18 protein-coding genes are annotated in these 22,014 nt (G+C 71.5%); 9 read left to right on the top strand and 9 right to left on the bottom strand.

What is annotated here, in order from left to right; translation table 11 throughout:
* Positions 1 to 195: 195 nt before the first annotated feature.
* Positions 196 to 1,107, bottom strand: coding sequence for a DMT family transporter (locus H9L41_RS20040; protein WP_169730142.1), 912 nt, complete (start codon positions 1,105 to 1,107; stop codon positions 196 to 198).
* 118 nt (positions 1,108 to 1,225) lie between these two features.
* On the opposite strand from H9L41_RS20040, the gene H9L41_RS20035 reads away from it, so the two are divergent.
* On the top strand, positions 1,226 to 2,128 hold the full coding sequence (locus H9L41_RS20035; protein ID WP_028444914.1) for a LysR substrate-binding domain-containing protein: 903 nt from the start codon (positions 1,226 to 1,228) through the stop codon (positions 2,126 to 2,128).
* A 312-nt stretch (positions 2,129 to 2,440) separates the two neighbouring features.
* A complete protein-coding gene (locus H9L41_RS20030; RefSeq protein WP_034606080.1) occupies positions 2,441 to 4,324 on the top strand; it encodes a S9 family peptidase in 1,884 nt (627 codons plus the stop codon).
* 64 nt (positions 4,325 to 4,388) lie between these two features.
* Here the strand turns inward: H9L41_RS20030 and H9L41_RS20025 are convergent, their stop codons facing one another.
* The gene (locus H9L41_RS20025) at positions 4,389 to 5,294 is read right to left on the bottom strand and encodes a LysR family transcriptional regulator (RefSeq protein WP_028444916.1); all 906 of its coding nucleotides are present in this window, start codon (positions 5,292 to 5,294) and stop codon (positions 4,389 to 4,391) included.
* A gap of 140 nt (positions 5,295 to 5,434) precedes the next feature.
* Here H9L41_RS20025 and H9L41_RS20020 point away from each other — a divergent pair, with 140 nt between their 5' ends.
* The gene (locus tag H9L41_RS20020) at positions 5,435 to 6,193 is read left to right on the top strand and encodes an SDR family oxidoreductase (RefSeq protein WP_028444917.1); all 759 of its coding nucleotides are present in this window, start codon (positions 5,435 to 5,437) and stop codon (positions 6,191 to 6,193) included.
* Between the two features lie 412 nt (positions 6,194 to 6,605).
* On the opposite strand, the gene H9L41_RS20015 is transcribed toward H9L41_RS20020, so the two are convergent.
* From H9L41_RS20015 to H9L41_RS20005, 3 genes are all read right to left on the bottom strand, one after another.
* Positions 6,606 to 7,448, bottom strand: coding sequence for a hypothetical protein (locus tag H9L41_RS20015; protein ID WP_187523549.1), 843 nt, complete (start codon positions 7,446 to 7,448; stop codon positions 6,606 to 6,608).
* 33 nt (positions 7,449 to 7,481) lie between these two features.
* Positions 7,482 to 8,060 (bottom strand): YMGG-like glycine zipper-containing protein, encoded by a 579-nt coding sequence (locus tag H9L41_RS20010; RefSeq protein WP_028444918.1) that lies wholly within the window; start codon positions 8,058 to 8,060, stop codon positions 7,482 to 7,484.
* Between the two features lie 292 nt (positions 8,061 to 8,352).
* Positions 8,353 to 8,808, bottom strand: coding sequence for a DUF6515 family protein (locus tag H9L41_RS20005; RefSeq protein ID WP_028444919.1), 456 nt, complete (start codon positions 8,806 to 8,808; stop codon positions 8,353 to 8,355).
* A gap of 67 nt (positions 8,809 to 8,875) precedes the next feature.
* On the opposite strand from H9L41_RS20005, the gene H9L41_RS20000 reads away from it, so the two are divergent.
* A complete protein-coding gene (locus H9L41_RS20000) occupies positions 8,876 to 9,394 on the top strand; it encodes a GNAT family N-acetyltransferase (RefSeq protein ID WP_169730143.1) in 519 nt (172 codons plus the stop codon).
* Positions 9,395 to 9,654: 260 nt separating this feature from the next.
* Here the strand turns inward: H9L41_RS20000 and H9L41_RS19995 are convergent, their stop codons facing one another.
* From H9L41_RS19995 to H9L41_RS19980, 4 genes are all read right to left on the bottom strand, one after another.
* Positions 9,655 to 10,416: a substrate-binding periplasmic protein gene (locus H9L41_RS19995; RefSeq protein ID WP_034606081.1), complete on the bottom strand. Its 762-nt coding sequence runs from the start codon at positions 10,414 to 10,416 to the stop codon at positions 9,655 to 9,657.
* Positions 10,417 to 10,478: 62 nt separating this feature from the next.
* Complete coding sequence (locus tag H9L41_RS19990) at positions 10,479 to 11,012, bottom strand: tetratricopeptide repeat protein (protein WP_051318735.1); 534 nt, start codon at positions 11,010 to 11,012, stop codon at positions 10,479 to 10,481.
* 62 nt (positions 11,013 to 11,074) lie between these two features.
* Positions 11,075 to 13,552 (bottom strand): ABC transporter permease, encoded by a 2,478-nt coding sequence (locus H9L41_RS19985; RefSeq protein ID WP_028444921.1) that lies wholly within the window; start codon positions 13,550 to 13,552, stop codon positions 11,075 to 11,077.
* Positions 13,549 to 14,253 carry an ABC transporter ATP-binding protein gene (locus H9L41_RS19980; RefSeq protein WP_028444922.1) on the bottom strand — a complete coding sequence of 235 codons (705 nt, stop codon included), beginning with the start codon at positions 14,251 to 14,253 and terminating at the stop codon, positions 13,549 to 13,551. Before H9L41_RS19980 ends, H9L41_RS19985 begins: the two co-directional genes overlap by 4 nt.
* Positions 14,254 to 14,580: 327 nt before the next feature.
* Between H9L41_RS19980 and H9L41_RS19975 the strand changes: the two genes are divergently transcribed.
* The 5 genes from H9L41_RS19975 (at position 14,581) to ppnP (ending at position 21,978) form a co-directional block, all read left to right on the top strand.
* Positions 14,581 to 17,262: an IPT/TIG domain-containing protein gene (locus H9L41_RS19975; protein ID WP_028444923.1), complete on the top strand. Its 2,682-nt coding sequence runs from the start codon at positions 14,581 to 14,583 to the stop codon at positions 17,260 to 17,262.
* A gap of 489 nt (positions 17,263 to 17,751) precedes the next feature.
* Complete coding sequence (locus tag H9L41_RS19970) at positions 17,752 to 18,363, top strand: arylesterase (RefSeq protein ID WP_028444924.1); 612 nt, start codon at positions 17,752 to 17,754, stop codon at positions 18,361 to 18,363.
* A gap of 95 nt (positions 18,364 to 18,458) precedes the next feature.
* Positions 18,459 to 20,612, top strand: a complete 2,154-nt coding sequence (locus H9L41_RS19965; RefSeq protein WP_084299845.1) for a putative bifunctional diguanylate cyclase/phosphodiesterase — start codon at positions 18,459 to 18,461, stop codon at positions 20,610 to 20,612.
* Positions 20,613 to 20,679: 67 nt separating this feature from the next.
* Positions 20,680 to 21,363, top strand: a complete 684-nt coding sequence (locus H9L41_RS19960; protein WP_028444925.1) for a GAF domain-containing protein — start codon at positions 20,680 to 20,682, stop codon at positions 21,361 to 21,363.
* A gap of 333 nt (positions 21,364 to 21,696) precedes the next feature.
* Positions 21,697 to 21,978: a pyrimidine/purine nucleoside phosphorylase gene (gene ppnP, locus H9L41_RS19955; RefSeq protein WP_028444926.1), complete on the top strand. Its 282-nt coding sequence runs from the start codon at positions 21,697 to 21,699 to the stop codon at positions 21,976 to 21,978.
* The last annotated feature ends 36 nt before the right edge of the window (positions 21,979 to 22,014 follow it).

The raw sequence follows: 22,014 nt of genomic DNA, 5'->3' as shown, positions 1-22,014 counted from the left end.
TTCGCGGCTGAAGCCGCTCCTGCGGTGATCCCAGCCCCGGTTCATCCGTAGGTCGGGCGTAAAGCCCGACCTACGGAAGCTCCGGCCGGCCAAAGAAGAGGGCCGGCAAGTGCCGGCCCGAATGCGACGGGTGTTGCTGCATCCGTCGAGGAGTAAAGGGGCGATTCGATCCGTGCTGCGCGGGCCGGGCGGAAGTCAGCCCTCGCAGGCCAGCGGCCTGGGCGCGCGGCGCCACAGCTTGCGCGGATCGGGTTCGAACAGGGCGACCAGGATGCCGCCGGTCAGCAGCGCCGCGCCGAGCCAGAAATGGGCGTCCAGCGTCTCGCCGAACATCGTCCAGCCCAGCAGCGGCCCGACCAGCAGGCCGCTGAAGCAGCCGGTCTCGGCCAGCGAAGCCTCGGCGACGCGGTAGCCGCGCACGAAGCACAGCATGCAGGCGATGCTGGCGGCGGCCATCAGCAGCACGCCGAGGACCTGCGCCAGGGCGAGCGCCGGCGGTGCGAAGCCGGCCAGGCCGCCGAACACCAGCAGCTGGCCCAGGTAGGTCCACCACAGGATCGCCAGCGCCGTCTCGCTGCCGGCGCCGCGCTTGAGCAGCACGCCGAGGCCGCCGTCGGCCAGCGCGCCGGCCAGCGCCGCCGCCAGCGCCCAGCTCCAGCCGCCGAGCTCGGGCCGCGCCACCAGCCAGACGCCGGCGAAGCCGATCGCCACGCCGAGCCAGCGCAAGGGCCTTACCGACTCGCCGAGGAAGAGCAGGCCGAGCGGGATCATCCAGATCGAGGTGGTCAGCGCGTAGACGGTGACCTCGCCGAGCGACAGCCGGGTCAGCGCGTACAGCGCGCAGCCGGCCGAGATGCTGGTGAACAGCATGCGGCCCAGGTGCAGGCCCGGCTTGCGGGTGCGGATCGCGGCGCCGCGGCGGCGCAGCGCGAACGGCGCGATCAGCGCCAGGATGGCCAGCGCGCGCAGGAACATCACGCTGGCCAGCGGCAGGCCCTCGCCGAGCTGCTTGAACAGCGCGTTGACCAGCGTGAACAGCGACATGCCGAGCACGACCCACAGCACGCCGCGGGCGTTCGGCGGCAGGCGCAGCAGCATTGCGTTCATGGCATGGGTCCTCGGCGGCGAGTGGTTTCGGCCGTCAAATCTAGGCGCCTGGCCAGGTGGCCACAAACGAGTTTTCGGCATGTAAGCTATGCGTTTAAAGCATGGCTGGAGTGCCGTCGTGAAACGCCTTCCCCCGCTCGATGCGCTGCACGTGTTCAGCGTGGTGGCGCGCACCCGCAATATGAGCCGCGCGGCCGAGACGCTGTTCGTCACCCAGAGCGCGGTCAGCCGCCAGGTGCGCCAGCTCGAGGAGCACCTCGGCACCGCGCTGTTCGTGCGGCAGGCACGCGGCATCGAGCTGACGGTGGCCGGCCAGCGGCTGCTGCCGGCGGTCGAGCAGGCCTTCGACGGCATCCGCCGCGCGGTCGACGCGCTGGCCGAGCGGCCGACCGACCTCAAGTTCAAGCTTCCGCCGACGCTGGCCCTGCGCTGGTTCCTGCCGCGGCTGCCCGATTTCCAGGCGCGCCATCCGGAGATCGAGGTGCGCATGAGCACTGCCTCGTTCAGCCAGATCCATTTCGAGCGCGAGGATTTCGACGCCGCCATCGTGGCCGGCACGCAGGAGCCGGCCGATTGCCATACCGAGCTGCTGTTCAACGAGGAGCTGACACCGGCCTGCGCGCCGGCGCTGGCGGCGCGGCTGCGCACGCCGGCCGACCTTGCCGGCGAGGCGCTGATCCACCTGAGCCCCGACCACGCCGACTGGCGCGCCTGGCTGGCGCTGGCCGGGGTGAGCCACCCGGCGCTCGCCTCGGGGCCGAGCTTCGAACTGAGCGACATGGCGGCCAACGTGGCCGGGCAGGGCCTGGGCGTAGCGATCGCCGACCCGCTGTTGATCGCCGACGACCTGCGCCACGGCCGGCTGGTCACGCCGTTTCCCGATCTCCTGATCAAGACCGACTACCGCTACTGGTTCGCCTGCCCGCGCGCGCGCCGGCACGAGCCGGCGATCGAGGCGCTGCGCGGGTGGCTGCGGGCGGAGATCGAGGCTTCGCTGGCGGAATGCCTGGGGAAGAGCTGATGGGTGAGGTGTGAGGGGTGAGGGGTTAGGCGTGAGGTGTAACCCCATCCCCACCCCAGCCCTCCCCTTGAAGGGGAGGGAGCGGCATTGCGACACGTTCGACGATCACTGCCAGTCGAATTGGCGCACCCTGCTCCTCCCCTTCAAGGGGGAGGTTGGGAGGGGGATGGGGTTACACCTCACCCCTCACGCCTTACTCCTCACATCTTTGTCGCGTCGAAGCCGCAGCGCTACGCGCCGGAATTGAGCATACCAACTAGTATGTTTATAGTCCCCCGATCACCCCATCCGGTGACCATCTCTGGAGGCTCCATGAAACGTATCCTCGTCGCCGGCATGGCCGGCCTGCTCGCCGCCGCTCCCGCCGCGGCCTTTGCCGAAGCCGTCGCCGTGCCCAAGATCCCGGTGCGCGATTTCTTCAAGAATCCCGACAAGACCAATTTCCAGCTCTCGCCCAACGGCAAGTACATCTCCTTCACCCAGGGCTACCAGAACCGCCTCAACATCCACGTGATGCCGCGCGGCGGCGAGGCCCGCCGGGTGACCGAGGTGCAGGACCGCGACATCCGCCAGTACTTCTGGAAAGGCGACGACCACCTGCTGTTCCTCAAGGACAACGGCGGCGACGAGAACTTCCACCTGTTCGCGGTCGACCGCGACGGCAAGGCCACGCGCGACCTGACCCCGTTCGACAAGGTGCGCGTCGAGCTGATCGACGACCTCGAGGACCACCCGACCGACGTGCTGGTCGGCCTCAACAAGCGCAACCCCGAAATCTTCGATGCCTACCGGCTCAACGTGAAGACCGGCGAGATGAAGCTGGTGGCCGAGAACCCCGGCAACATCACCGGCTGGGTGACCGACCACGCCGGCCGCATCCGGGTGGCGACCGCCACCGACGGCGTGACCACCTCGCTGCTGTTCCGCAAGGACGAGGCCTCGCCGTTCAAGGCGGTGCTGACCACCAGCTTCAAGGATTCGGTGGTGCCGCTGTTCTTCACCTTCGACAACAAGCGCCTCTACGCGGCCTCCAACCTCGGCCGCGACAAGCAGTCCATCGTCGAGCTCGACCCGGCCAGCGGCAAGGAACTGAAGGTGGTCTACCAGCGCGACGACGTCGACGTCGAAACCCTGCGCTACTCGAAGAAGCGCAAGGTGCTGACGCTGGCCGCCTTCGAGACCAGCAAGCCGGAGCGCCACTTCTTCGACAAGCAGATGGAAACGCTGGTGAAGAAGATCGAGGCCAAGCTGCCCGGCTACGAGGTGAACCTGACCGGCAACCGCAACGAGGACGCCTGGATCGTGGCGGCCTGGAACGACCGCACCCGCGGCACGCGCTACTACTACGACCCGAAGGCCGACAAGCTGGAGAAGCTGGCCGACGTCTCGCCCTGGCTGAACGAGCAGCAGATGGCGACGATGAAGCCGATCGAATACAAGAGCCGCGACGGTCTGACCATCCACGGCTACCTGACGCTGCCGGCCGGCAAGGAGGCCAAGAACCTGCCGGTGATCGTCAACCCGCACGGCGGCCCGTGGGCGCGCGACAGCTGGGGCTTCAACCCCGAGGTGCAGTTCCTCGCCAACCGCGGCTACGCGGTGCTGCAGATGAACTTCCGCGGCTCGACCGGCTACGGCAAGCAGTTCTGGCAGGCTTCGTTCAAGCAGTGGGGCAAGACCATGCAGGACGACGTCAGCGACGGCGTGCAGCAACTGGTCAAGGATGGCGTGGCCGACGCCAAGCGCGTCTGCATCTACGGCGGCAGCTACGGCGGCTACGCCACGCTGGCCGGCCTGACCTTCTCGCCCGAGCTGTACGCCTGCGGCGTCGACTACGTCGGGGTGAGCAACCTGTTCACCTTCATGAAGACCATCCCGCCGTACTGGAAGCCCTATCTCGAGATGATGTACGAGATGGTCGGCAATCCGGAGAAGGACACGGCGCAGATGGAAGCGGCCTCGCCGGTGTTCCACGTCGACAAGATCAAGGCGCCGCTGTTGGTGCTGCAGGGTGCCAAGGATCCGCGCGTGAACATCGCCGAGAGCGACCAGATCGTCGATGCGCTGAAGAAGCGCGGCGTCGAGGTCGAGTACATCGTCAAGGAGAACGAGGGCCACGGCTTCGCCAACCAGGAGAACCGCTTCGACGCCTACGAGGCGATGGAACGCTTCTTCGCCAAGCACCTCGGCAGCTGATCCGGTTTCGACCGACGAACGGAACGGCCGGCGCATGCCGGCCGTTTTGCTTGGGCCGGTCCGCTCAGGCCAGGTGCGGCTGCATCACCTCGGCGATCCAGGCCATGAAGGCCTGGACCCGGCGCGGCAGCTGGCGGCGGTTGGCGTACAGCAGCGAGACCGGCATCGGCGCGGCGCGCCAGTCGGGCAGCACCTCGACCAGTTGGCCGCTGGCCAGGTGCTTGCCCACGCCGACCTCGGGCACCTGGATCAGGCCCAGGCCGGCCAGGCAGCCGGCCATGTAGGCGTCGGAATTGTTGACGGTGACCGCGCCGGCCATGGCGAGGAAGCGCGTCTCGCCGCTGGCCGGGTCGAGGTATTCGAAGCCGGCCGAGCGCGCGCCGAGGACGGGGACGTAGTGGATCAGCGAATGCGCCACCAGGTCCTCCAACCGCCTGGGGGTGCCGCGTCGGCTCAGGTAGTCGCGGCTGGCGCAGTTGAGCAGGCGGAAATGGCCGAGCGGCCGCGCGATCAGGCTCGAATCGGCCAGCGTGCCGACCCGCAGCACGCAGTCGAAGCCTTCGCGCACCAGGTCGACCCGGCGGTCGGTGCTGCCGAGCTCGACCTCGAGCTTGGGGTGCGCGGCGAGGAAGGCCGGCAGCTGCGGCATCACGATGTGCTGGGCGATGCCGTTGGGCATGTCGACGCGCAACCGGCCGGTCAGGTCGGCCTGGCCGGCCAGGAACATGGTCTGCAGCTCGTCCATGTCGGCCAGCAGATCCTTGCTGCGCTCGTAGAAGGCCTGGCCGTCCTGCGTCATCTGCACCTTGCGGGTGGTGCGGTGCAGGAGCCGGGTGCCGAGCTGGCTTTCGAGCTGCTGCACCGCCGACGAGATGCTGGCCTTGGGCAGGCCCATGCTCTCGGCCGCCTGGGTGAAGCTCGATAGCTCGGCCACCCGCACATAGATCTGCATCGCATCGAGCTGGTCCATGCCTCGTCTCCCCTGATGACTGTTCGCGAACTTGAGACAGTCTAATCGGATTTGGCCGGTTTATTGGTTCTGCTGGCGGCAATAAGCTGCGTTCACGTTTCGGGCATCCCTCCGAACCGACCGATTGAATGGAGCCGAACATGAACAAGCAGATCGCCATCGTGACCGGCGGCAGCCGTGGCCTGGGCCGCAATGCCGCACTCAAGCTCGCCGCCCGCGGCATCGACGTGATCCTCAGCTACCGCAGCCGCAAGGACGAGGCCGCCGCGGTGGTAGCCGAGATCGAAAAGCTCGGCGGCCGCGCGCTGGCCTTGCAGCTGGACCTCTCCGATCCCACCAGCCACGGCCCGTTCGCGGCGGCGGTGAAGGTGGCGCTGCATACCCACTGGCAGCGCGAGCGCTTCGACTTCCTGGTCAACAACGCCGGCGTCGGCGTGCACGCGCCGTTCGCCGAGACCAGCGAGGCGCAGTTCGACCAACTGGTGAACATCCACTTCCGCGGCGTGTTCTTCCTGACCCAGGCGCTGCTGCCGCTAATCGCCGACGGCGGCCGCATCGTCAACGTCTCGACCGGGCTGACCCGCTTCGCGCTGCCGGGCTATGCGGCCTACGCGGCGATGAAGGGCGCGGTCGAGGTGCTGACCCGCTACCTGGCCAAGGAGCTCGGCCCGCGCGGCATCGCGGTCAACACCGTGGCGCCCGGCGCGATCGAGACCGACTTCGGCGGCGGCGCGGTGCGCGACAACGCCGAGATCAACGCCTTCATCGCCTCGCAGACCGCGCTGGGCCGGGTCGGCCTGCCGGACGACATCGGCGGCGTGGTGGCCGCGCTGCTGTCGGACGACAATCGCTGGGTCAATGCGCAGCGGATCGAGGCTTCGGGCGGGATGTTCGTGTGATCGTGAGCCTTGTGCGGCTTGCGGGCTGCCGAGATGGCTGAATGTGTAGCGCAGCGCCCGGCGGAGCCGGGCGTTGGTCTTTGGTGAGCCCCGTGCAGCGGCTCACCCCTGATTCCCCCGCCTCCCCGCCAGTCGTTCCGACACGCACGAGTTCTAGGCTCGCAAGCTCGCCAAGAACTTCGGCAGTCGCCGCCGCGAGGGAGCCTCGCTGACGCTCGTTCGCATGATGATGAGCGTCAGCTAGCAACGAGCCGATGCTGCTGGTGAAGGTACCGGTTTTAGCCCCTCCCCTCCGGGAGAGGGGTTGGGGTGAGGGAGCGCCGCTAATTCGTTGCTCAGCGGATTGGCGATCGAGCTGGCGTAAATAGCCCCTCTCCCGCGCGCGGGAGAGGGGTGGGGGTGAGGGCTGGTTCTACGGAGAGCGATCTAGCTCGCCTCCTCGGTCATCTCGCAGGGGGCGATCGAGGACATTCAGGCTCCGCGCCTCAGCGCACCGTATACCCCCGCCCTCGAGGCAAGCCCCCTGCGCCCGCCGATAATCGGCGCGCTTCTGCCAGGCTTCGGATGCCTCGACGCCGCCCATCGGTTCGGTCGGGTCGTAGCCGGTCTGCTTCACCGCCCAGCGATGGCATTCGTAGCGGTCCAGTGCCTGCTGCTTCTCGTCCTGGTTGCGGTTGGGGTAGACGAACAGCTCTTCTTCGTCCGGGCTGCCGCTCACCGCCATTTCGCGGTCGTCGTAGTCGGGCCGCTCGACCACCACGTAGCCATTGGGCTCGCGCCGATAGTAGATGTCGTCGACCACGTAGTAGGTCAGGCCGCCGTACCACAGCGTGCGGTAGCCGGGCGGCAGGATGGTGATTCGCGTGCCGAAGCTCGGCCGCACCACGTAGTGCGGGCGCGGACGGTAGTGGTGGCCGGGGTAGTAGTGGCGGCCGGGATCGTAGCCGGGGCTGATCACCTGCGGCGGCCGCGGCTGCGCCGGCGGATCGCGCCAGGGCTGGGGCCGGCCCGGCACCGGTTGGGTGTTGCCGCCCGGCGGCGTCGGACGATCGGGCCGCTCCGGCTGGCTGGGCCGTTCGGGCGGCCGCGTCTCCGGCTGGGTCGGCTGCGGCCGGTCCGGCTTGGCGCGGTCGTAGCGGTCCTGGTTCCGGCGGAAATGCTCGTCGGTCGGCTCGGCCAGGGCAGGCGCAGCGGCGAGGCCGAAGGTGCTCAATGCGAGGCCGAACAGGACGGCCCGGCGTAATCCAGTGTTCATGACTGCTCCTTGGAGGACGGCATCGCCGCCCGGCTAGCGGACCGTGTAGCCACGGCCGCCGAGGCAGGCGCTCATCGCCCGCCGATATGATTCGACGCTACCCCGTTCGAGCGCCTCGCTGCGCTGCTGCCGCGCCTCGGCCGCGCTGAGCGCCGCGTCGGCGGCGTCCTGCCGCTGCTGGTCCGAGATCGCGCCGAGCACCGCGCCGGCCAGTGCGCCCACCGCCGCACCCTCGGCCGAATGGTGGCGATCGGCCGCCACCGCGCCGATCATGGCGCCGGTCACCGCACCGACCGCCGTGTCGCGGCCCGGTTCCGGCGCCGGTACCACCGCGACGCGGCGGCGCATGCCCGGCCGCGGCGGCAGGCTCGGATCGAAACCGCTTTCCTTCACGGCCCAGGCATTGCATTCGTAGCGGTCGCGGTCCTGCTGCTCGGCGCTCTGACCGCGCTCCGGATAGAAGTAGACCTTGCTCGACACCGGCGCCGGCCGTTCGGCCGGCGGCTGCGTCATGCGGTACTGGCGTCGCGGCGTGGCGCAGGCGGCCAGCGCGGTAGCGATCGAAACGGCCAGCAGCAGCCGGCCGATGGGGCGAAGCGGTAGGGTAGGCATGGTCGTGTACGTCGATCCGGAAGGGGAGGGGGCACCAGTCGTCCGTCGGTCCCGGCGCTGGCTACCGACACAGCCTAGCACCGGGGCGTTGCTCGGCTTTGTCCGCTGCCGCGCAGATGTAAAAGGCTGTAAACCGCCGCGTACCACCAGTATCCATGGACGGGATCATCCGCGCTGCTCAACCGGCTGCGGTAGATCGTAGGTCGGACTTCATGCCGACGGCGTCGCCGAGCGAGATCGCCGTCGGAATGAAGTCCGACCTACCGCCATGAAGGGGCTCCGGCGCGACCGCTTACCAGGGCCGCTCCACCACCACGTAGCTGCGGCCTGCACGCCGGTAGTAGACGTTGTCGTGCACGTAGTAGCGGGTGCCGCGCCAGCTGCGCTGCACGTAGCCGGTCGGCAGGAAGGAGAGGGTGATGCCGATCGGCGGCCGCACCACCACGTAGTCCGGACCCTGCGGCCGGTACCAGCGGCCGCCGCCGTAGTAGTAGCGGTCGCCGTGGTACTCGACCACCCGGTGGCCGCGCGGCGGCCGCTTCACCACCACCACGCGATCCGGCCGGTGCATGCGGTCGTAGCGGTTGTCGTGGCGGTCATGGCGATCGTCGCGGCGGTCGTGGCGCTCGTGGTGGCGGTCGCGCTCGTGATCGCGGTCGGCCAGCGCGGCCGGGCTCAGGGCCATCAGGCCGGCCAGCAGCGAGGCGCTGGCCAGGCTGGAAACGAGCGTTTTGCTGAAGGTAGGCATGTTCGACTCCTTGTCGGAAAATCGGCCGGTCGCCCGGCCTTACGGGAACACGCGGACCACCTTAACAATGGCAAGCTGGCTGGGAACTGAACGGTTGCAATTGCGCGCCTGGCGCGCGGAAGACCTCGACGACTTCGCCGCGTTGACCGCCGATGCGGCGGTGATGCGCTGGGTCGGCGACGGTAGCGTGCTCGACCGCGCCCGCACCGCGGTCTGGATCGAGCGCGCCAACCAGAACATCGCGCGCTGGGGTTTCGGCACCCATGCGGTGGTCGAGCGCGCCGGCGGCCGGCCGATCGGCTGGGCCGGCCTGATCCGCAGCGAGGACACGCCGGGCGAGGACGAGGCCGAGATCATCTATGCGCTGGCGCCCGACCGCTGGGGCCGCGGCTACGCGACCGAGCTGGTGCGCGGCATGCTGGACTGGGCCTGGCGCGAGAGCGAGCTGGCGCGCGTGCTGGCCACCGTCGATCCGGCCAATGCGGCGTCGATCGCGCTGCTGCTGCGGCTCGGCTTCGTCCTCTGCGGCGAGGGCGTGGATCGGGATGGGCTGGCGGAGTTGCGGTACGAGGCGCGGCGGCCGTAGTGCCGCCGGGGCGATGGCAGCGGCCGTTGCGGCGGCAGCCGCCGGCTCATCGGGTGGAACAGATCGGGCCGGCCTGTATGGGCTTTGTGCCCGATCGCGATCTTTATCGGCGGCGGCGTCGGGCGTAAAGCCCGACCTACGAAAGCTCACCGCATGAGCGGCTTCTGCCGCGAATGGTCGCAGCGGCCTCGCCGGCGATTCGCGGCTGAAGCCGCTCCTGCGACCCCGGTTTGTCTGACCTGATGGCGTGTGCCGCCCGGCTACTCGTCGTCCCAGCGATCGAGTATCCGCGCCAGCTCTCCGCGCGCCTGCAACTGCGCCAGCGCGCGGTTGACCGCCTCGACGGTGGCGCGCGGCACCGCCTTGTTGAACAGCAGATAGAACGGCGTGACGTCGAGCGTCGCCGGCAGGATGCGGATCTTGTCGGCGAGGCCGGCGCGGCGGATTTCGCCCTTGAGGCCCGGCGTGCGGTAGTAGTAGAAGCGGCCGCGGCCGGCCAGCAGCTTGCTGAGGTTCTCGCCGGTGGTGCGGCCGCCGGCGTCGATCTTCAGCCCGCCGAATTCCTCCAGCCGCTTGACCGCGCCGCTGCCCTGGTTGACCAGCAGGATGCCGTCGGCGCCGAGCTTGCGCACGTCGTCCCAGCCGGCGACCGAGACGCGGTCGTCGGCGCGGATCGCGACCCGGTAGGCGACGTTGTACAGCGCCGGCTCGGCGTAGACGAAGCGCGCCTCGCGCTCGGCATTGCGGACCAGGCCGCAGAAGGCGTCGAGCTCGCCGCGCTCGACCATGGTCTCGAGCCGCTTGAGCGGCAGCGCGGCCTGGTCGCCGACGAAGCGCAGGTTCGGGTCGGCCTGCTCGATCGCGCGGTAGAGGTCGACGCACAGGCCGCGGATGCCCTTGCCGTCCTCGGCCGGCAGGTATTTCGGTTCCGATTCGGTCTGCGCCGCGGTGCGGATGGTGGTGACGGCGCCGGCCTGGCCGAATGCCAGGGCCGCGACCAGGGCGGCCAATGGAATGCGCATGGGGACTCTCCTCGGGTGGTGCCGCCGGATCGGGCCGGCGGTCGGGGTGGTGCCGGCCGGCTTCATGGCGTCGGCGCGGCCTGTTGGTTCCGGTAATCGGCGATCGCCTGCCGGAGTTCGTCGTACTGCTCGCACGGCAGCCAGCACAGCTGGCCCAGCTCGGCCAACTGCGCCTCGGCCGCGGTCAGATCGCCGACCTGCAGATGGGCTTCGCCGAGATAGGCGCGGGCGCCGCGGTGGGCCGGATCGAGCGCCAGCGCCCGCGCGTAGTGGGCGAAGGCGTCGGCGAGCCGGCCGCTCTTGCGGTAGGCGTAGGCTAGCTGGCTCTCGCCGTTGGGATCGCCGGGCACGCGCGCCACATAGCGCTCGAGCAAGGGAACGGCGCGCGCGTATTCGCCGAAGTCGGACAGCTGGACCGCGTCGCGGAAGTCGCGGTCGGCCAGCGAGCGGGTCCAGTCGGCGCCGGCCCGGCCTTCGCCGCGCGAGCCGCCGCCGTAGTTCGTCTCCTTGCCGCCGGCGCCGCCACCGGCGGCCAGGGCGCTGCCCAACAAGGCGGCGGCCAGCAGCGGCGGCAGGCGGTGGCGAAAGGTCGGCATCGGTCGTCTCCGGTTCGGGGCCGGCCCGCTGGCAGGCGCGTCCCCCTGGTTGGAATCGGATGTCAGCGCAGCGCGCGCAAGGGCGGGGTCTTCAGCACCCGGGCCAGCAGCGGCGCCGCCGCCAGCCGCGCGGCCAGCGCGCCGGCCGCCAGGCCCGCCGGCAGCAGCCACCAGCTGACTTCGGCCGGCAGTTCGAACAGCTGCCGCGCCGCCGCGTAGCCGAGCCCGAGCGCCGCCGCGGCGGCCAAGAGGCCGGCCAGCCCGCCCACCAAGAGTAGTTCGGCGCTGGCGGCCTGGCGCACCGTCCGTCCGGTGGCGCCGAGCGTGCGCAGGATGGCGGCCTCGCGCTTGCGCTCGTCGTGGGTGGCCAGGGTCGCCGCGTACAGCACCGCCACGCCGGCGACCAGGCTGAACAGGAACACCACCTCGACCGCGCCGAGCACCCGGTCGAGCACGCCGCGCACCTCGCGCAGGATCACCGAGACGTCGATCACCGTGAGGTTGGGGAACTGGCGCGACAGCGCGCTGGCGAAGCCCGCCCGCACGTCGGGCAGGTGGAAGCTGGTCACGTAGCTGGCCGGCTGGCCCTCGAGCAGCGCGCGGTTGCCGACCACGAAGAAATTGACCCGGAACGAATCCCAGTCGACCTTGCGCAGGCTCACCACCGGCGCGTCGAACGGCGTGCCGCCGATCTCGAAGGTCATCCGGTCGCCGACCCGCACGCCCAGCGTCTGCGCCAGTCCCTCCTCGATCGACCAGCCCGGCGTCGCGTCGCTGGCCGCCACGCCGGCGACCACCCGGTTGTCGTCGCGCGGCGATTCGCCCCACGACAGGTTGAATTCGCGCTCGGCCAGCCGGCGCGCGCGCTCGTCGGCGAACTGGTCGCGCTTCACCGGCTGGCCGCGCAGGCCGGTCAGCCGCGCCCGCACCATCGGCGCGAAGGTCGGCGCCGGCAGGCCGGCGGCGGTGAAGGCGCGGCCGATCGGCTCGCGCTGCTCGGGCTGGATATTGATGACGAAGCGGTTCGGCGCATCGGCCGGCACCGAACGGTCCCAGGCGGCCAGCAGGTCGTTGCGCACCACGGTCAGCAGCATCAGTGCCATCAGCCCGAGGCTGAGCGAGACGATCTGGGCCACGCTGAGGCCGCGCCGGCGCGCCACGTTGGCCAGGCCGAAGCGCCAGCCGAGCTGGCCCGGCAGCGGCAGCTTCGGCGTGATCCAGACCAGCCCCCAGGCCGCCAGCGCGGCCAGCGCCACGGTGCCGCCGAGGCCGCCGAGCGCGATGGCGGCCAGCGTGGCGTCGCCGGCCTGCCAGGCGATCAGCCCGGCCAAGGCGCCTGCGCCGAGCGCGAACACCAGCGGCGCATTGCCGGGCGGGGTGGCGTCGCGGCGGATCACCCGCAGCGGCGAGACGCCCTTGAGCCGCAGCAGCGGCGGCAGGCAGAAACCCAGCAGGAGGGTGAGGCCGACCGCCGCGCCGGCCAGCGCCGGCAGCGGGCCGGCCGGCGGCAGCGCGGTCTCGAACAGGCCGGCCAGCGCATGCGCCAGCGCGAACTGCGCCAGCCAGCCGGACGCCACGCCGGCGCCGATGGCGATCGCCGCCATCAGCGCGTACTGGCGCAGGAACAGCGCGACGATGCCGCGCTGGGTCAGTCCCAGCGTGCGCAGCAGCGCGACCGCGTCGAGATGGCGCTCGACGTAGCGGCGCGCCGCCAGCGCGATGGCGGCGGCGGCCATGAATACGCTGATCAGCGCCGACAGGCGCAGGAAGCGCTCGGCGCGGTTGAGCGAGGTGTTGATCTCCGGCCGCGCCTCGCGCACGTCTTCGAGCCGCTGGCCGCGCGCGAGCTGCGGCTTGAGCCAGTCGCGCATGGCGTCGATCTGGCGCCGCTCGCCGGCCAGCAGCATGCGGTAGCGCACCCGGCTGCCCGGCTGGATCAGCTGGGTCGAGGCCAGGTCGGCGTCGTTGAACAGCAGCCGCGGCACGAAGTTGTAGAGGTCCATCGCGCCGTCGGGCTCGCGCGCCAGCACGTCGGCCAGCACGAATTGCCGCTCGCCCAGCTGCAGCGTGGCGCCGGGCGCGAGGCCGAGCGCGTCGAACAACCGCTGGTCGGCCCAGGCGGTGCCCGGCCTGGGCGCGCCGGCGGCCTTCACCTCGCGGCCGCCGCGTGCCAGCTTCACCTCGCCGCGCAGCGGGTAGCTGGCCGAGACCGCCTTGACCGTGACCAGCTGGGCGCGCTCGGCGGTCTGCGCCATGCTCGGGAAGGTGGCGGTGGCGCCGCGCAGCAGGCCGCGGCGGTCGGCCTCGGCGACGAAGGCGGCCGGTACCGGCTGGTCGGCGTTCAGCACCAGGTCGGCCGCCAGCAGCTGGTCGGCCTCGGTCTGCAGCACCTGGCGCACGCGGTCGGTGAAGAAGCCGACGCTGGTCATGGCGGCGATGGCGACCACCAGGGCGATCGCCATCACGGTCAGCTCGCCGGCGGCCAGGTCGCGCCGGAGCCAGCGCCAGGCCAGGCGCCAGCCGTTGAAGCGGCCGCTCATACGCCCTCCCGCGCGATCACCCGGCCGCCGCCGAGCCGCAGCCGGCGGCCGCAGCGCGCCGCCAGCCGCTCGTCGTGGGTCACCAGGACCAGGGTGGTGCCGGATTCGGCGTTGAGCGCGAACAGGAGGTCGATGATGCGTTCGCCGGTCTGGGTGTCGAGATTGCCGGTCGGCTCGTCGGCGAACAGCAGCTTGGGCCGGGTGACGAAGGCGCGCGCCAGCGCCACGCGCTGCTGCTCGCCGCCCGACAGCTCGCGCGGCCGGTGGCGCAGCCGCGGGCCGAGGCCGACCCGTTCGAGCAGGGCGGCCGCCTCGCGCCGCGCGTCGCCGCGGCCGACCAGTTCGAGCGGCAGCGCCACGTTGTCGAGCGCGCTCAGCGCCGGCAACAGCTGGAAGCTCTGGAACACGAAGCCGACCGCTTCGGCGCGCAGGCCGGCGCGGCCGTCCTCGTCGAGCGTCGACAGCGCGCGGCCGGCCAGCGTCACCTCGCCGCGCGAGGGCGTGTCGAGCCCAGCCAAGAGGCCCAGCAGCGTCGACTTGCCCGAGCCGGAGGCGCCGACGATGGCCAGCGTGCTGGCGGGCGGCAGTTCGAAGCTGACGTCGTCGAGGATGGTCAGCGTGTCGTGGTCCAGCCCGACCGTCTTGGCCAGGTTGCGGGCGGCGAGGATGGCGGCGCCATCGAGGGAAGCGGTGTCGGGCATGTCGGCGGTCGTCGGCGGGGGAGGGCGGGATCGGGCCCGCGTTGCATGGAGCCGGAATCCCGGGCTGCTGGAGAACCTGGAATCGGGGCTGCTGGAGCATAGCGCGGATGGCGCGTGCCGGCTTGGTGCGGAGCCGCGGGGCAAAGTTCGCCGCCGAGGCATGGACTGCGGCCCGGCGCGACGGGCTGCGCTTTAATTGACATTGGCATATGACATAAACATAATCCGCCCCCGGCGCCGTTCGGATCGGCGCGGGCAAGGCGACCTTCCCCCGCCTGTGCCTGCCGGGTCCGCGGCGCCTCCTCGTTTTCACCGCGGATCTTCCCGATGCCCATCCCCTTCCTCCGGCGCCCGCTCGCGCTCGCGGCACTCCTCGCCCTGGCCGCCTGCGGCGGCGGCGAAGACGGCGCCAAGCCGGCCGCTTCTTCCTCCACCCTCGCACCGGCCGACCTGGCCGCACCGGCCGCGCCGACCGTGCGCATCGCCGGTTTCAGCCCGGCCCAGGCCGAACCCGGCAGCGTGGTCACGCTGGACGGCAGCGGCTTCGCGGCGGTGACCGCGGTCCGGCTCGGCCGCATCGCGGTGGACTTCAAGCGCCTGTCCGACGGCGCGCTGAGCTTCGTGGTGCCGACCGGGGTGGTCAGCGCGCCGATCGAGCTGTCGACCGGCGACGGCCAGGTGGTGCAGAGCGCCACGCCGCTGCGGCTGCTCGACGCCCCGACGATCGAATCGCTGGCGCCGCTGCAGCTGCGGCCGGGCCAGCTGCTGACGCTGCGCGGCCGCAATCTCGACCGCGTGGTCGGCGTCCGCCTGGCCGGCCGCCTGCTGTCGCCGGCCAGCCACGGCACGGGCGAGATCGGCCTGCTGCTGCCGGGCGACGCGACCAGCGGCTATCTCACGCTCGATTACGGCCAGGGCCGCAGCCTGACCTGGCCGCAGCCGGTGACGATACTGCCGCTGCTGACCCTTGCCGGCTTCAGCCCGGCGCGCGGCGCGGTCGGCAGCACGCTCGCCATCGACGGCGCCGGCCTGGAGCAGGTCGCCGCCGTGCGCTTCGGCGGCGCGAGCGCCAGCCCGGCCAGCCGCAGTGCGACCCGGCTGACGGTGCAGGTGCCGGCCGGCGCGCGCTCGGGCCCGCTGGTGCTGGTCGCCGCCGACGGCAGCGAAGTCGCCAGCGCGACGGCGTTCGAGCTGGTGGCGCCGGTCACGGTGAGCCGGCTCGACCCGACCGGCGGACCGGTCGGCACGCGGGTGACGGTGAGCGGCGAAGGGCTGGCGGCGGTCGAGTCGGTCAGCGTCGGCGGCAAGGCCGCCGCGATCGTGGCGCGCGACGCCGGCTCGCTGAGCTTCACCGTGCCGGCCGGCGGCAACGGCGCGGTGGTGCTGGCCGCGGGCGCCGCGCGGATCGCCGCCGGCGACTTCGCCCTGAGTGCGACGCCGGCGCTGCCGGCCATCAGCGTGGCGCGCGTCGACGTGGCGCAGAGCTATGTGCAGGCGGCCGGCAGCGGCTACCAGCGGCTGGTGCCGGGCAAGGCCGCGCTGGTGCGCGCCCGCGTGGTGGCGCCGGGCAAGCTGGCCAGCCCGGCGGTGCAACTGGTGGCCTATGCCGGCGGCCAGCTGCTCGGCACCGTGCGCATGAGCGGCCCGGCCCAGCTGCCGGCCAGCGTGGCCGACGCCGACCTGGGCCAGAGCTTCACCGCCGCGCTGCCGCCGAGCTGGGTGCGCGCTGCGCTGGAACTGCGCGTCGAGGCCGATCCGGCGCGCGAGAGCACGGCCGGCGCGGTCGCCACGGTGAAGCCGGCGGTGGGCACGCCGACGGTGTTCCGCCTGACGCTGGTGCCGCTGATCACCGAGGATGCCGCCGGCGCGGCGGTGACCGGCAAGCTGCCGACGGCGGAGCAGGTGCGCGAGCTGGTCGAGCGGGTGTTCCCGGTCGCCGGCGTCGACATCGACGTCAAGCTCCGTTCGCCCTACCGCGTCAGCTCGGTGCGGCGCGTGCGCGACGGCTGGGGCACCGCGCTGGCCGAGGTGGCCCGGCTGCAGGAGGCCGAGGCGGCCGACCGCTTCTACTACGGTTTCGTGCCCGAGCCCGACTTCGGCGGCGGCACCGCCGGCATCGGCTACGTGCCGGGCCGCACCGCGATCGGCCTCGATGCGCGCTTCGACTTCGTGCTGAGCACCATGACCCACGAGATGGGCCACAACCTGGGCCGGCCGCATGCGCCGTGCGGGGTGGCGGGCGAGGCCGGCTTCCCCTATGCCGACGGCGGCCTCGGCCCCGCGCCGCTGTACGACGGCCGGCTCGGCCAGGTGGTGAAGCCGCAGGGCGACCACGACGTGATGAGCTATTGCGACGGGACCTGGTTCTCCGACTACGGCTATTACAAGGCCCAGCTCAACCTCGAAGGCCGCTCGGGCTCGGGCCTGGTGCGCGCGGCCGGCTTCTCGGCACCGGTCGACCTGGTCGAGATCGCCGGCGAGATCGGTCCGCGCGGCGTGGCGTTCGAGCCGGTGCAGGCCAGCCACGGCGAGGTGCCGCCGCCGGCCGGCGGCGATCACCAGCTGGTGCTGACCCTGGCTGGCGGCGGGCAACTGCTGTTGCCGTTCGAGCCGGTGACGGTGGCCGACCATCCGGGCGGCGCGGCGGTCGGGCATTTCCGCCTGCGCCTGCCCGATCCGGGCCGCATCGCGGCGCTGGCGGTGCGCCGCGGCGGGACCACGCTGGCCATGGCGCCGATGGCCGCCGCGCAGCAGCAGGGTTCGGCGCCGGTCGCCGCCGGGCTGAGCTGGCGCGAATCGGGCGGCCAACTGCTGCTGGGCTGGGATGCGGTGCGCCAGCCTTATCTGGCGGTGCGGCATGTCGGCAGCGGCGGCGCGCGCACGGTGCTGGCCAGCCGGCTGGGCGGCGGACGGGCGGCGCTGTCGCTGGCGGGGCTGCCGAGCGGCGGCAGCTTCGAGTTCAGCCTCAGCGACGGGCTCAATGCGCGCTTGCTGACGGTGGCGCGCTAGCGCTTTGCGAGGGGACGTCGCGCGGCCTTTTGCTCGGGGAGGGCAGGGGGCTGCCTGGGGGCGACGGTCGCATGTCCGTCGACCGTCGCTCCCTCCCGCCCCTCTCCGGTTGGAGCGGGGCGATCGTGCAGCGGCTTGCTCGAGCCGTAGTGAAATGCCGAAACACGGCTCCGCTTCATACCGAATACCTTCGCCCGAGCGTGGAATGGGAATGGCTGAGCAAGGCACGGAAGGTGGAACGGATGCCATCCACCCTCTCCCCCGGGAGCGGGCAGGGTGAGGGAGCGCCGGTCGAGCGAGAGCTGACCGGCGCTTCTTATTCCACTCCGCCGTGACCCCGCCGCCCCCGACGGCGGCGAGCGGCGATCGATCGGCCCGCGAACCCGATGCGCCGCCCCGGTCGTACGCCCAGGCCCCGCGCACTTGCCCGCCGCGCCACCGCCCACCACAATCCGCCTTCCGTTTCGCCGCCCCACGAGATCGCCCGCCATGGCCCGCTTCTTCCTTCCCCTGCTGCTCGTCCTCGGCCTCGTCCTGCCCGCCGCCGCGGCCGAGCCCAAGCGCCTCCTGGTGTTCGGCGACAGCCTGTCGGCCGGCTACGGCCTGCGCGCCGAGGAGGCCTGGCCGGCATTGCTGCAGCAGCGGCTGGGCGAGGGCTGGAAGGTGGTGAACGCCAGCCAGTCGGGCGAGACCACCGCCGGCGGACTGACCCGGCTGCCGGCCGCGCTGAAGGCGCACAAGCCCGACGTGCTGCTGATCGAGCTGGGCGCCAACGACGGCCTGCGCGGCCTGCCGGTCGAGGCCGCGCGCGGCAACCTGGCCGCCATGATCGAGCAGGGCCGCCGCGCCGGCGCCCAGGTCGCGCTGGTGGCGGTGCGGCTGCCACCCAATTTCGGCGGCCCCTACACCCGCCGCTTCGACGCGCTGTTCGCCGAGCTGGCCAAGCAGTACAAGCTGCCGCAGCCGCCCTTCCTGCTCGACGGCATCGCCGACAAGCCCGAGCTGTTCCAGGCCGACCAATTGCACCCGGTCGCCGGCGCGCAGGCTCGGCTGGTCGACAACGTCTGGCCGGCGCTGGCGCCGCTGCTGGGCAAACGCTGAGCGCCGCCGTTACCTTTCCCCCCTTGCAAACCCCGACGCCGGTGACGCGCTTGGCTATCCTGTACTGAACAGGACATCCTCAAAGGTCCCCCGCCATGCTCGTCGGCAGCTACAGCACCGTCCTGGTCCTGCTTTCCATCGTGATCGCCATGATCGCGTCCTACACCGCGCTCGACCTGTCGGCGCGCGTCGCCGCCAGCCACGGCCGGGTGGCGCAGGCCTGGCTGGCCGCCGGCGCCGGCGCGATGGGGCTCGGCATCTGGTCGATGCACTTCATCGGCATGCTGGCCTTCAGCCTGCCCATCCCGCTCGGCTACGACCTCGGCTATACCCTGCTGTCGCTGGCGATCGCGGTAGGCGTGTCGGGCTACGCGCTCGAACGCATCAGCTGCCATCAGCTGTCCGCTCGCCAGCTGGCCTGGGCCGCGCTGTGGATGGGCGGCGGCATCTGCGGCATGCACTACACCGGCATGGCGGCGCTGCGCATGGCGCCGGCCATCGTCTGGCATCCGGGCTGGTTCGCCGTCTCGGTCGCGATCGCGGTCGGCGCGGCCGGCGCCGCGCTGTGGATCGCCGTCCAGCTCAAGCGCGAACAACCGCACGTGCGGCTGCTGCGGGCCGGTGCCGCGGTGGTGATGGGGCTGGCCATCGTCGGCATGCACTACAGCGGCATGGCCGCAGCCGATTTCCCGCTCGGCAGCGTCTGCCTGGCGGTGAGCGCAGGGCTCGACACGCACTACCTGGCGCTGTTCGTGGTGGTCGGCTCGACCGGCGTGCTGGGCATGGTGCTGCTGCTGTCGCTGTTCGACGCCCGCATGGAATCGCGCACCGCCCAGCTCAGCCTGTCGCTGCAGAAGGCCAACCAGGAGCTGACCCAGCTGGCGCTGCACGACAACCTGACCCGGCTGCCCAATCGCATCCTGCTCGAGGATAGGCTGAACCAGGCGCAGAAGAAGGCCGCGCGCGATGGCGGCACCTTCGCGGTGCTGTTCATGGATCTCGACGGCTTCAAGTCGGTCAACGACTCGCTCGGCCACCAGATGGGCGACCTCTTGCTGCTGGAGACCGCCATGCGGCTGGCCGCCGCGCTGCGCGCGCAGGACACGCTGGCGCGCATCGGCGGCGACGAGTTCGTCGCGGTGCTGGAAGACCTGGAGATGCCCGGCGACGTGGTCGAGATCTGCGAGCGGCTGACCGCGGCGATCCGCCGGCCGTTCGAGTTCAGCCGCGTGCTGCACCTGTCGATCAGCATCGGGGTGGCCATCCATCCGGCCGACGGCGAGGACGGCCGCACGCTGATGACCAATGCCGACGCCGCCATGTACGCCGCCAAGCAGGCCGGCCGCGACGGCTACCGCTTCTTCGAGGCGTCGATGAACAACAACGCCCACGACCTGCTGCTGCTGCAGAGCGAGCTGCACCAGGCGCTGGCGGGCGAGGAATTCCGCTTGCACTACCAGCCCAAGTTCGAGGCCGGCAGCGGCCGCATGCTCGGCGTCGAGGCCCTGATCCGCTGGCAGAGCCCGACGCGCGGCATGGTCGCGCCGGCGGCTTTCATCCCGGTGGCGGAGAAGACCGGGCTGATCGTCTCGATCGGCGCCTGGGTGCTCGACCGCGCCTGCGCGCAGATGCGCGAATGGCTCGAGGCCGGCCGGTCGCCCCTGAACGTGGCGGTCAACCTGTCGCCGGCCCAGTTCCGCCATCCGCAACTGGTGGCGATGGTGCGCGAGACGCTGCAGCGCCACCGCATCGAGGCGTGCTGGCTGACGCTGGAGATCACCGAGTCGACCGCGATGGACGACGCCGAGGCGAGCCTGGCGCGGCTCGGCGAGCTGGCGGAGATGGGCGTGCGGCTGTCGATCGACGACTTCGGCACCGGCTATTCGAGCCTGGCCTATCTCAAGCGGCTGCCGGCCAGCGAGCTCAAGATCGACCGCAGCTTCGTGCACGAGCTGGCGCCCGGCTCGGACGACGCCGCCATCGTCGCCGCGGTGGTGGCGCTGGCGCGCGCGCTCGGCCTGACGGTGGTCGCCGAGGGCGTCGAGACCGCGCCGCAGCGCGACTTCCTGGCCGCGCTCGGCTGCGATGCGCTGCAGGGCTTCCACCTGGGCCGGCCGGTGCCGGCCGAGCAGATCGGCGGCGAACCCACCCCGGCGGCCGTCGATCCGGCTCCGGTCGACCCGGCCGCGGCCGGGCCGGACGAACGGATGCCGGACGGCCCGGTGGCGGGCGACCCCGTCGGCGCCTGAGCCGTGCGCGCGACCGCGGCGGCCGATTCCCCGTAGAATCGCCGCGTTCCTTGACCCGAGCCGATCCATGACCCCTGCCGACTACCTCGACCGCGCCGGCCTTGCCCGCCCGCTCGACGCCGAGCGCATTGCCGGCCACCTCGCCGCCTACACCGAAATCGCCGAGACCGCGCGCCTGCCGCGCGACGTCGCCGTGCTCTACAGCTACCGCGTGCCCGAACTCGGCGAAGGCGGCGCCTGCTCGCTGCCCGACCAGCTCGCCGAGGCGCCTTACGACCTGGCCGCCGCGCTCGGCGGCACGAGCGAGGAAATCTCGCTGCGGCTCGAAGTGCTGACCGAGCTGACCCGCCGCTTCGCCGCCGAGACCGGCTGCGGCTGGATCGGCGTCTACCAGGCGCGCGCCGTGGCGGCCGGACCGGCGCTGGTCAAGCTGGCCTACGTCGGCAAGCCCAGCCGCGCCGAATTCCCGCTGACCGAGGACTTCGCCGCGCATTCGAACAACAGCGCGGTCGGCCTGAGCGGCCAGGCCCGCCTGATCGACGACGTGGCCGACTGGCGCGACGCCGGCGGCGCCTACTACACCTGCGATCTCGAAGTGCGCAGCGAGGCCTGCCTGCCGCTGTTCGACGAGGCCGGCGCGCTGGTCGGCATCGTCGACGCCGAGGACGCCCGGCCGGGCTTCTTCGCCGGCGACGTGATCGAGCGGCTGGCGGCGCTGTGCCTGCTGGCGCCGGGCTGGCTGCCGGACTGAGGCCGCCGCGGGCTTCCTGCTCTGCCCGGATCGCGGAGTGGAAACCCGTAGGAGCGGCTTCAGCCGCGAAAGCGCCAGTTCCGCCTTCGCCATTCGCGGCTGAAGCCGCTCCTACAAAAGCCTTCCCGACGAAGGATCAATCCCTCCCCACCCGGGATGCGAAGACCCGCCGAGGAGCCCTTGCTGCGCCTCGGCGGACTGGCGTGGTTCGGTCAATCTTCATCCGCCCCGCCATGTCCGGCCGGTTCTAAGCGCCGAATCACAAGTTATGGTCCGTCCCGGCCGGCCTGGGCATACTCGCCTGCTCCCCACTCTTCGACGAGGTCAGCGCACATGTTCAAGGTCAACGAATACTTCGGCGGCACGGTCAAATCGATCGGCTTCGGCATGGCGGAAGGCCCAGCCACCATCGGCGTGATGGCGCCGGGCGAATACGAGTTCGGCACCGCCCAGCGCGAGGTGATGCAGGTGATCGCCGGCGAGCTGACGGTGAAACTGCCGGGCAGCGCGGGCTGGCAGGCATTCGGCGCCGGTGCGCGCTTCGAGGTGCCGGGCGACAGCCGCTTCCAGCTCAAGGTGGCGGTCGATACCGCCTACCTGTGCGAATACCGCTGAGGCTGACGGCGCGGGTACGCATGCCGCGCCCCAAAG

It is taken from the genome of Chitinimonas koreensis (assembly GCF_014353015.1).
Lineage (GTDB): Bacteria > Pseudomonadota > Gammaproteobacteria > Burkholderiales > Chitinimonadaceae > Chitinimonas > Chitinimonas koreensis.
The sequence above is the reverse complement of the archived record's forward strand: the minus strand, read 5'-3'. Positions and strand labels throughout refer to the sequence as shown.

Excerpts from the sequence above, each read along its gene's own strand:
- H9L41_RS19980 (WP_028444922.1), bottom strand. The coding sequence starts at position 14,253 with ATGCCCGACACCGCTTCCCTCGATGGCGCCGCCATCCTCGCCGCCCGC.
- H9L41_RS19975 (WP_028444923.1), top strand. The coding sequence starts at position 14,581 with ATGCCCATCCCCTTCCTCCGGCGCCCGCTCGCGCTCGCGGCACTCCTC.
- H9L41_RS19965 (WP_084299845.1), top strand. The coding sequence starts at position 18,459 with ATGCTCGTCGGCAGCTACAGCACCGTCCTGGTCCTGCTTTCCATCGTG.
- ppnP (WP_028444926.1), top strand. The coding sequence starts at position 21,697 with ATGTTCAAGGTCAACGAATACTTCGGCGGCACGGTCAAATCGATCGGC.
- H9L41_RS20025 (WP_028444916.1), bottom strand. The coding sequence starts at position 5,294 with ATGGACCAGCTCGATGCGATGCAGATCTATGTGCGGGTGGCCGAGCTA.
- H9L41_RS20015 (WP_187523549.1), bottom strand. The coding sequence starts at position 7,448 with ATGAACACTGGATTACGCCGGGCCGTCCTGTTCGGCCTCGCATTGAGC.
- H9L41_RS20000 (WP_169730143.1), top strand. The coding sequence starts at position 8,876 with ATGGCAAGCTGGCTGGGAACTGAACGGTTGCAATTGCGCGCCTGGCGC.
- H9L41_RS19995 (WP_034606081.1), bottom strand. The coding sequence starts at position 10,416 with ATGCGCATTCCATTGGCCGCCCTGGTCGCGGCCCTGGCATTCGGCCAG.
- H9L41_RS20005 (WP_028444919.1), bottom strand. The coding sequence starts at position 8,808 with ATGCCTACCTTCAGCAAAACGCTCGTTTCCAGCCTGGCCAGCGCCTCG.
- H9L41_RS20010 (WP_028444918.1), bottom strand. The coding sequence starts at position 8,060 with ATGCCTACCCTACCGCTTCGCCCCATCGGCCGGCTGCTGCTGGCCGTT.
- H9L41_RS20040 (WP_169730142.1), bottom strand. The coding sequence starts at position 1,107 with ATGAACGCAATGCTGCTGCGCCTGCCGCCGAACGCCCGCGGCGTGCTG.
- H9L41_RS20030 (WP_034606080.1), top strand. The coding sequence starts at position 2,441 with ATGAAACGTATCCTCGTCGCCGGCATGGCCGGCCTGCTCGCCGCCGCT.
- H9L41_RS20020 (WP_028444917.1), top strand. The coding sequence starts at position 5,435 with ATGAACAAGCAGATCGCCATCGTGACCGGCGGCAGCCGTGGCCTGGGC.
- H9L41_RS19960 (WP_028444925.1), top strand. The coding sequence starts at position 20,680 with ATGACCCCTGCCGACTACCTCGACCGCGCCGGCCTTGCCCGCCCGCTC.
- H9L41_RS19970 (WP_028444924.1), top strand. The coding sequence starts at position 17,752 with ATGGCCCGCTTCTTCCTTCCCCTGCTGCTCGTCCTCGGCCTCGTCCTG.
- H9L41_RS19990 (WP_051318735.1), bottom strand. The coding sequence starts at position 11,012 with ATGCCGACCTTTCGCCACCGCCTGCCGCCGCTGCTGGCCGCCGCCTTG.
- H9L41_RS19985 (WP_028444921.1), bottom strand. The coding sequence starts at position 13,552 with ATGAGCGGCCGCTTCAACGGCTGGCGCCTGGCCTGGCGCTGGCTCCGG.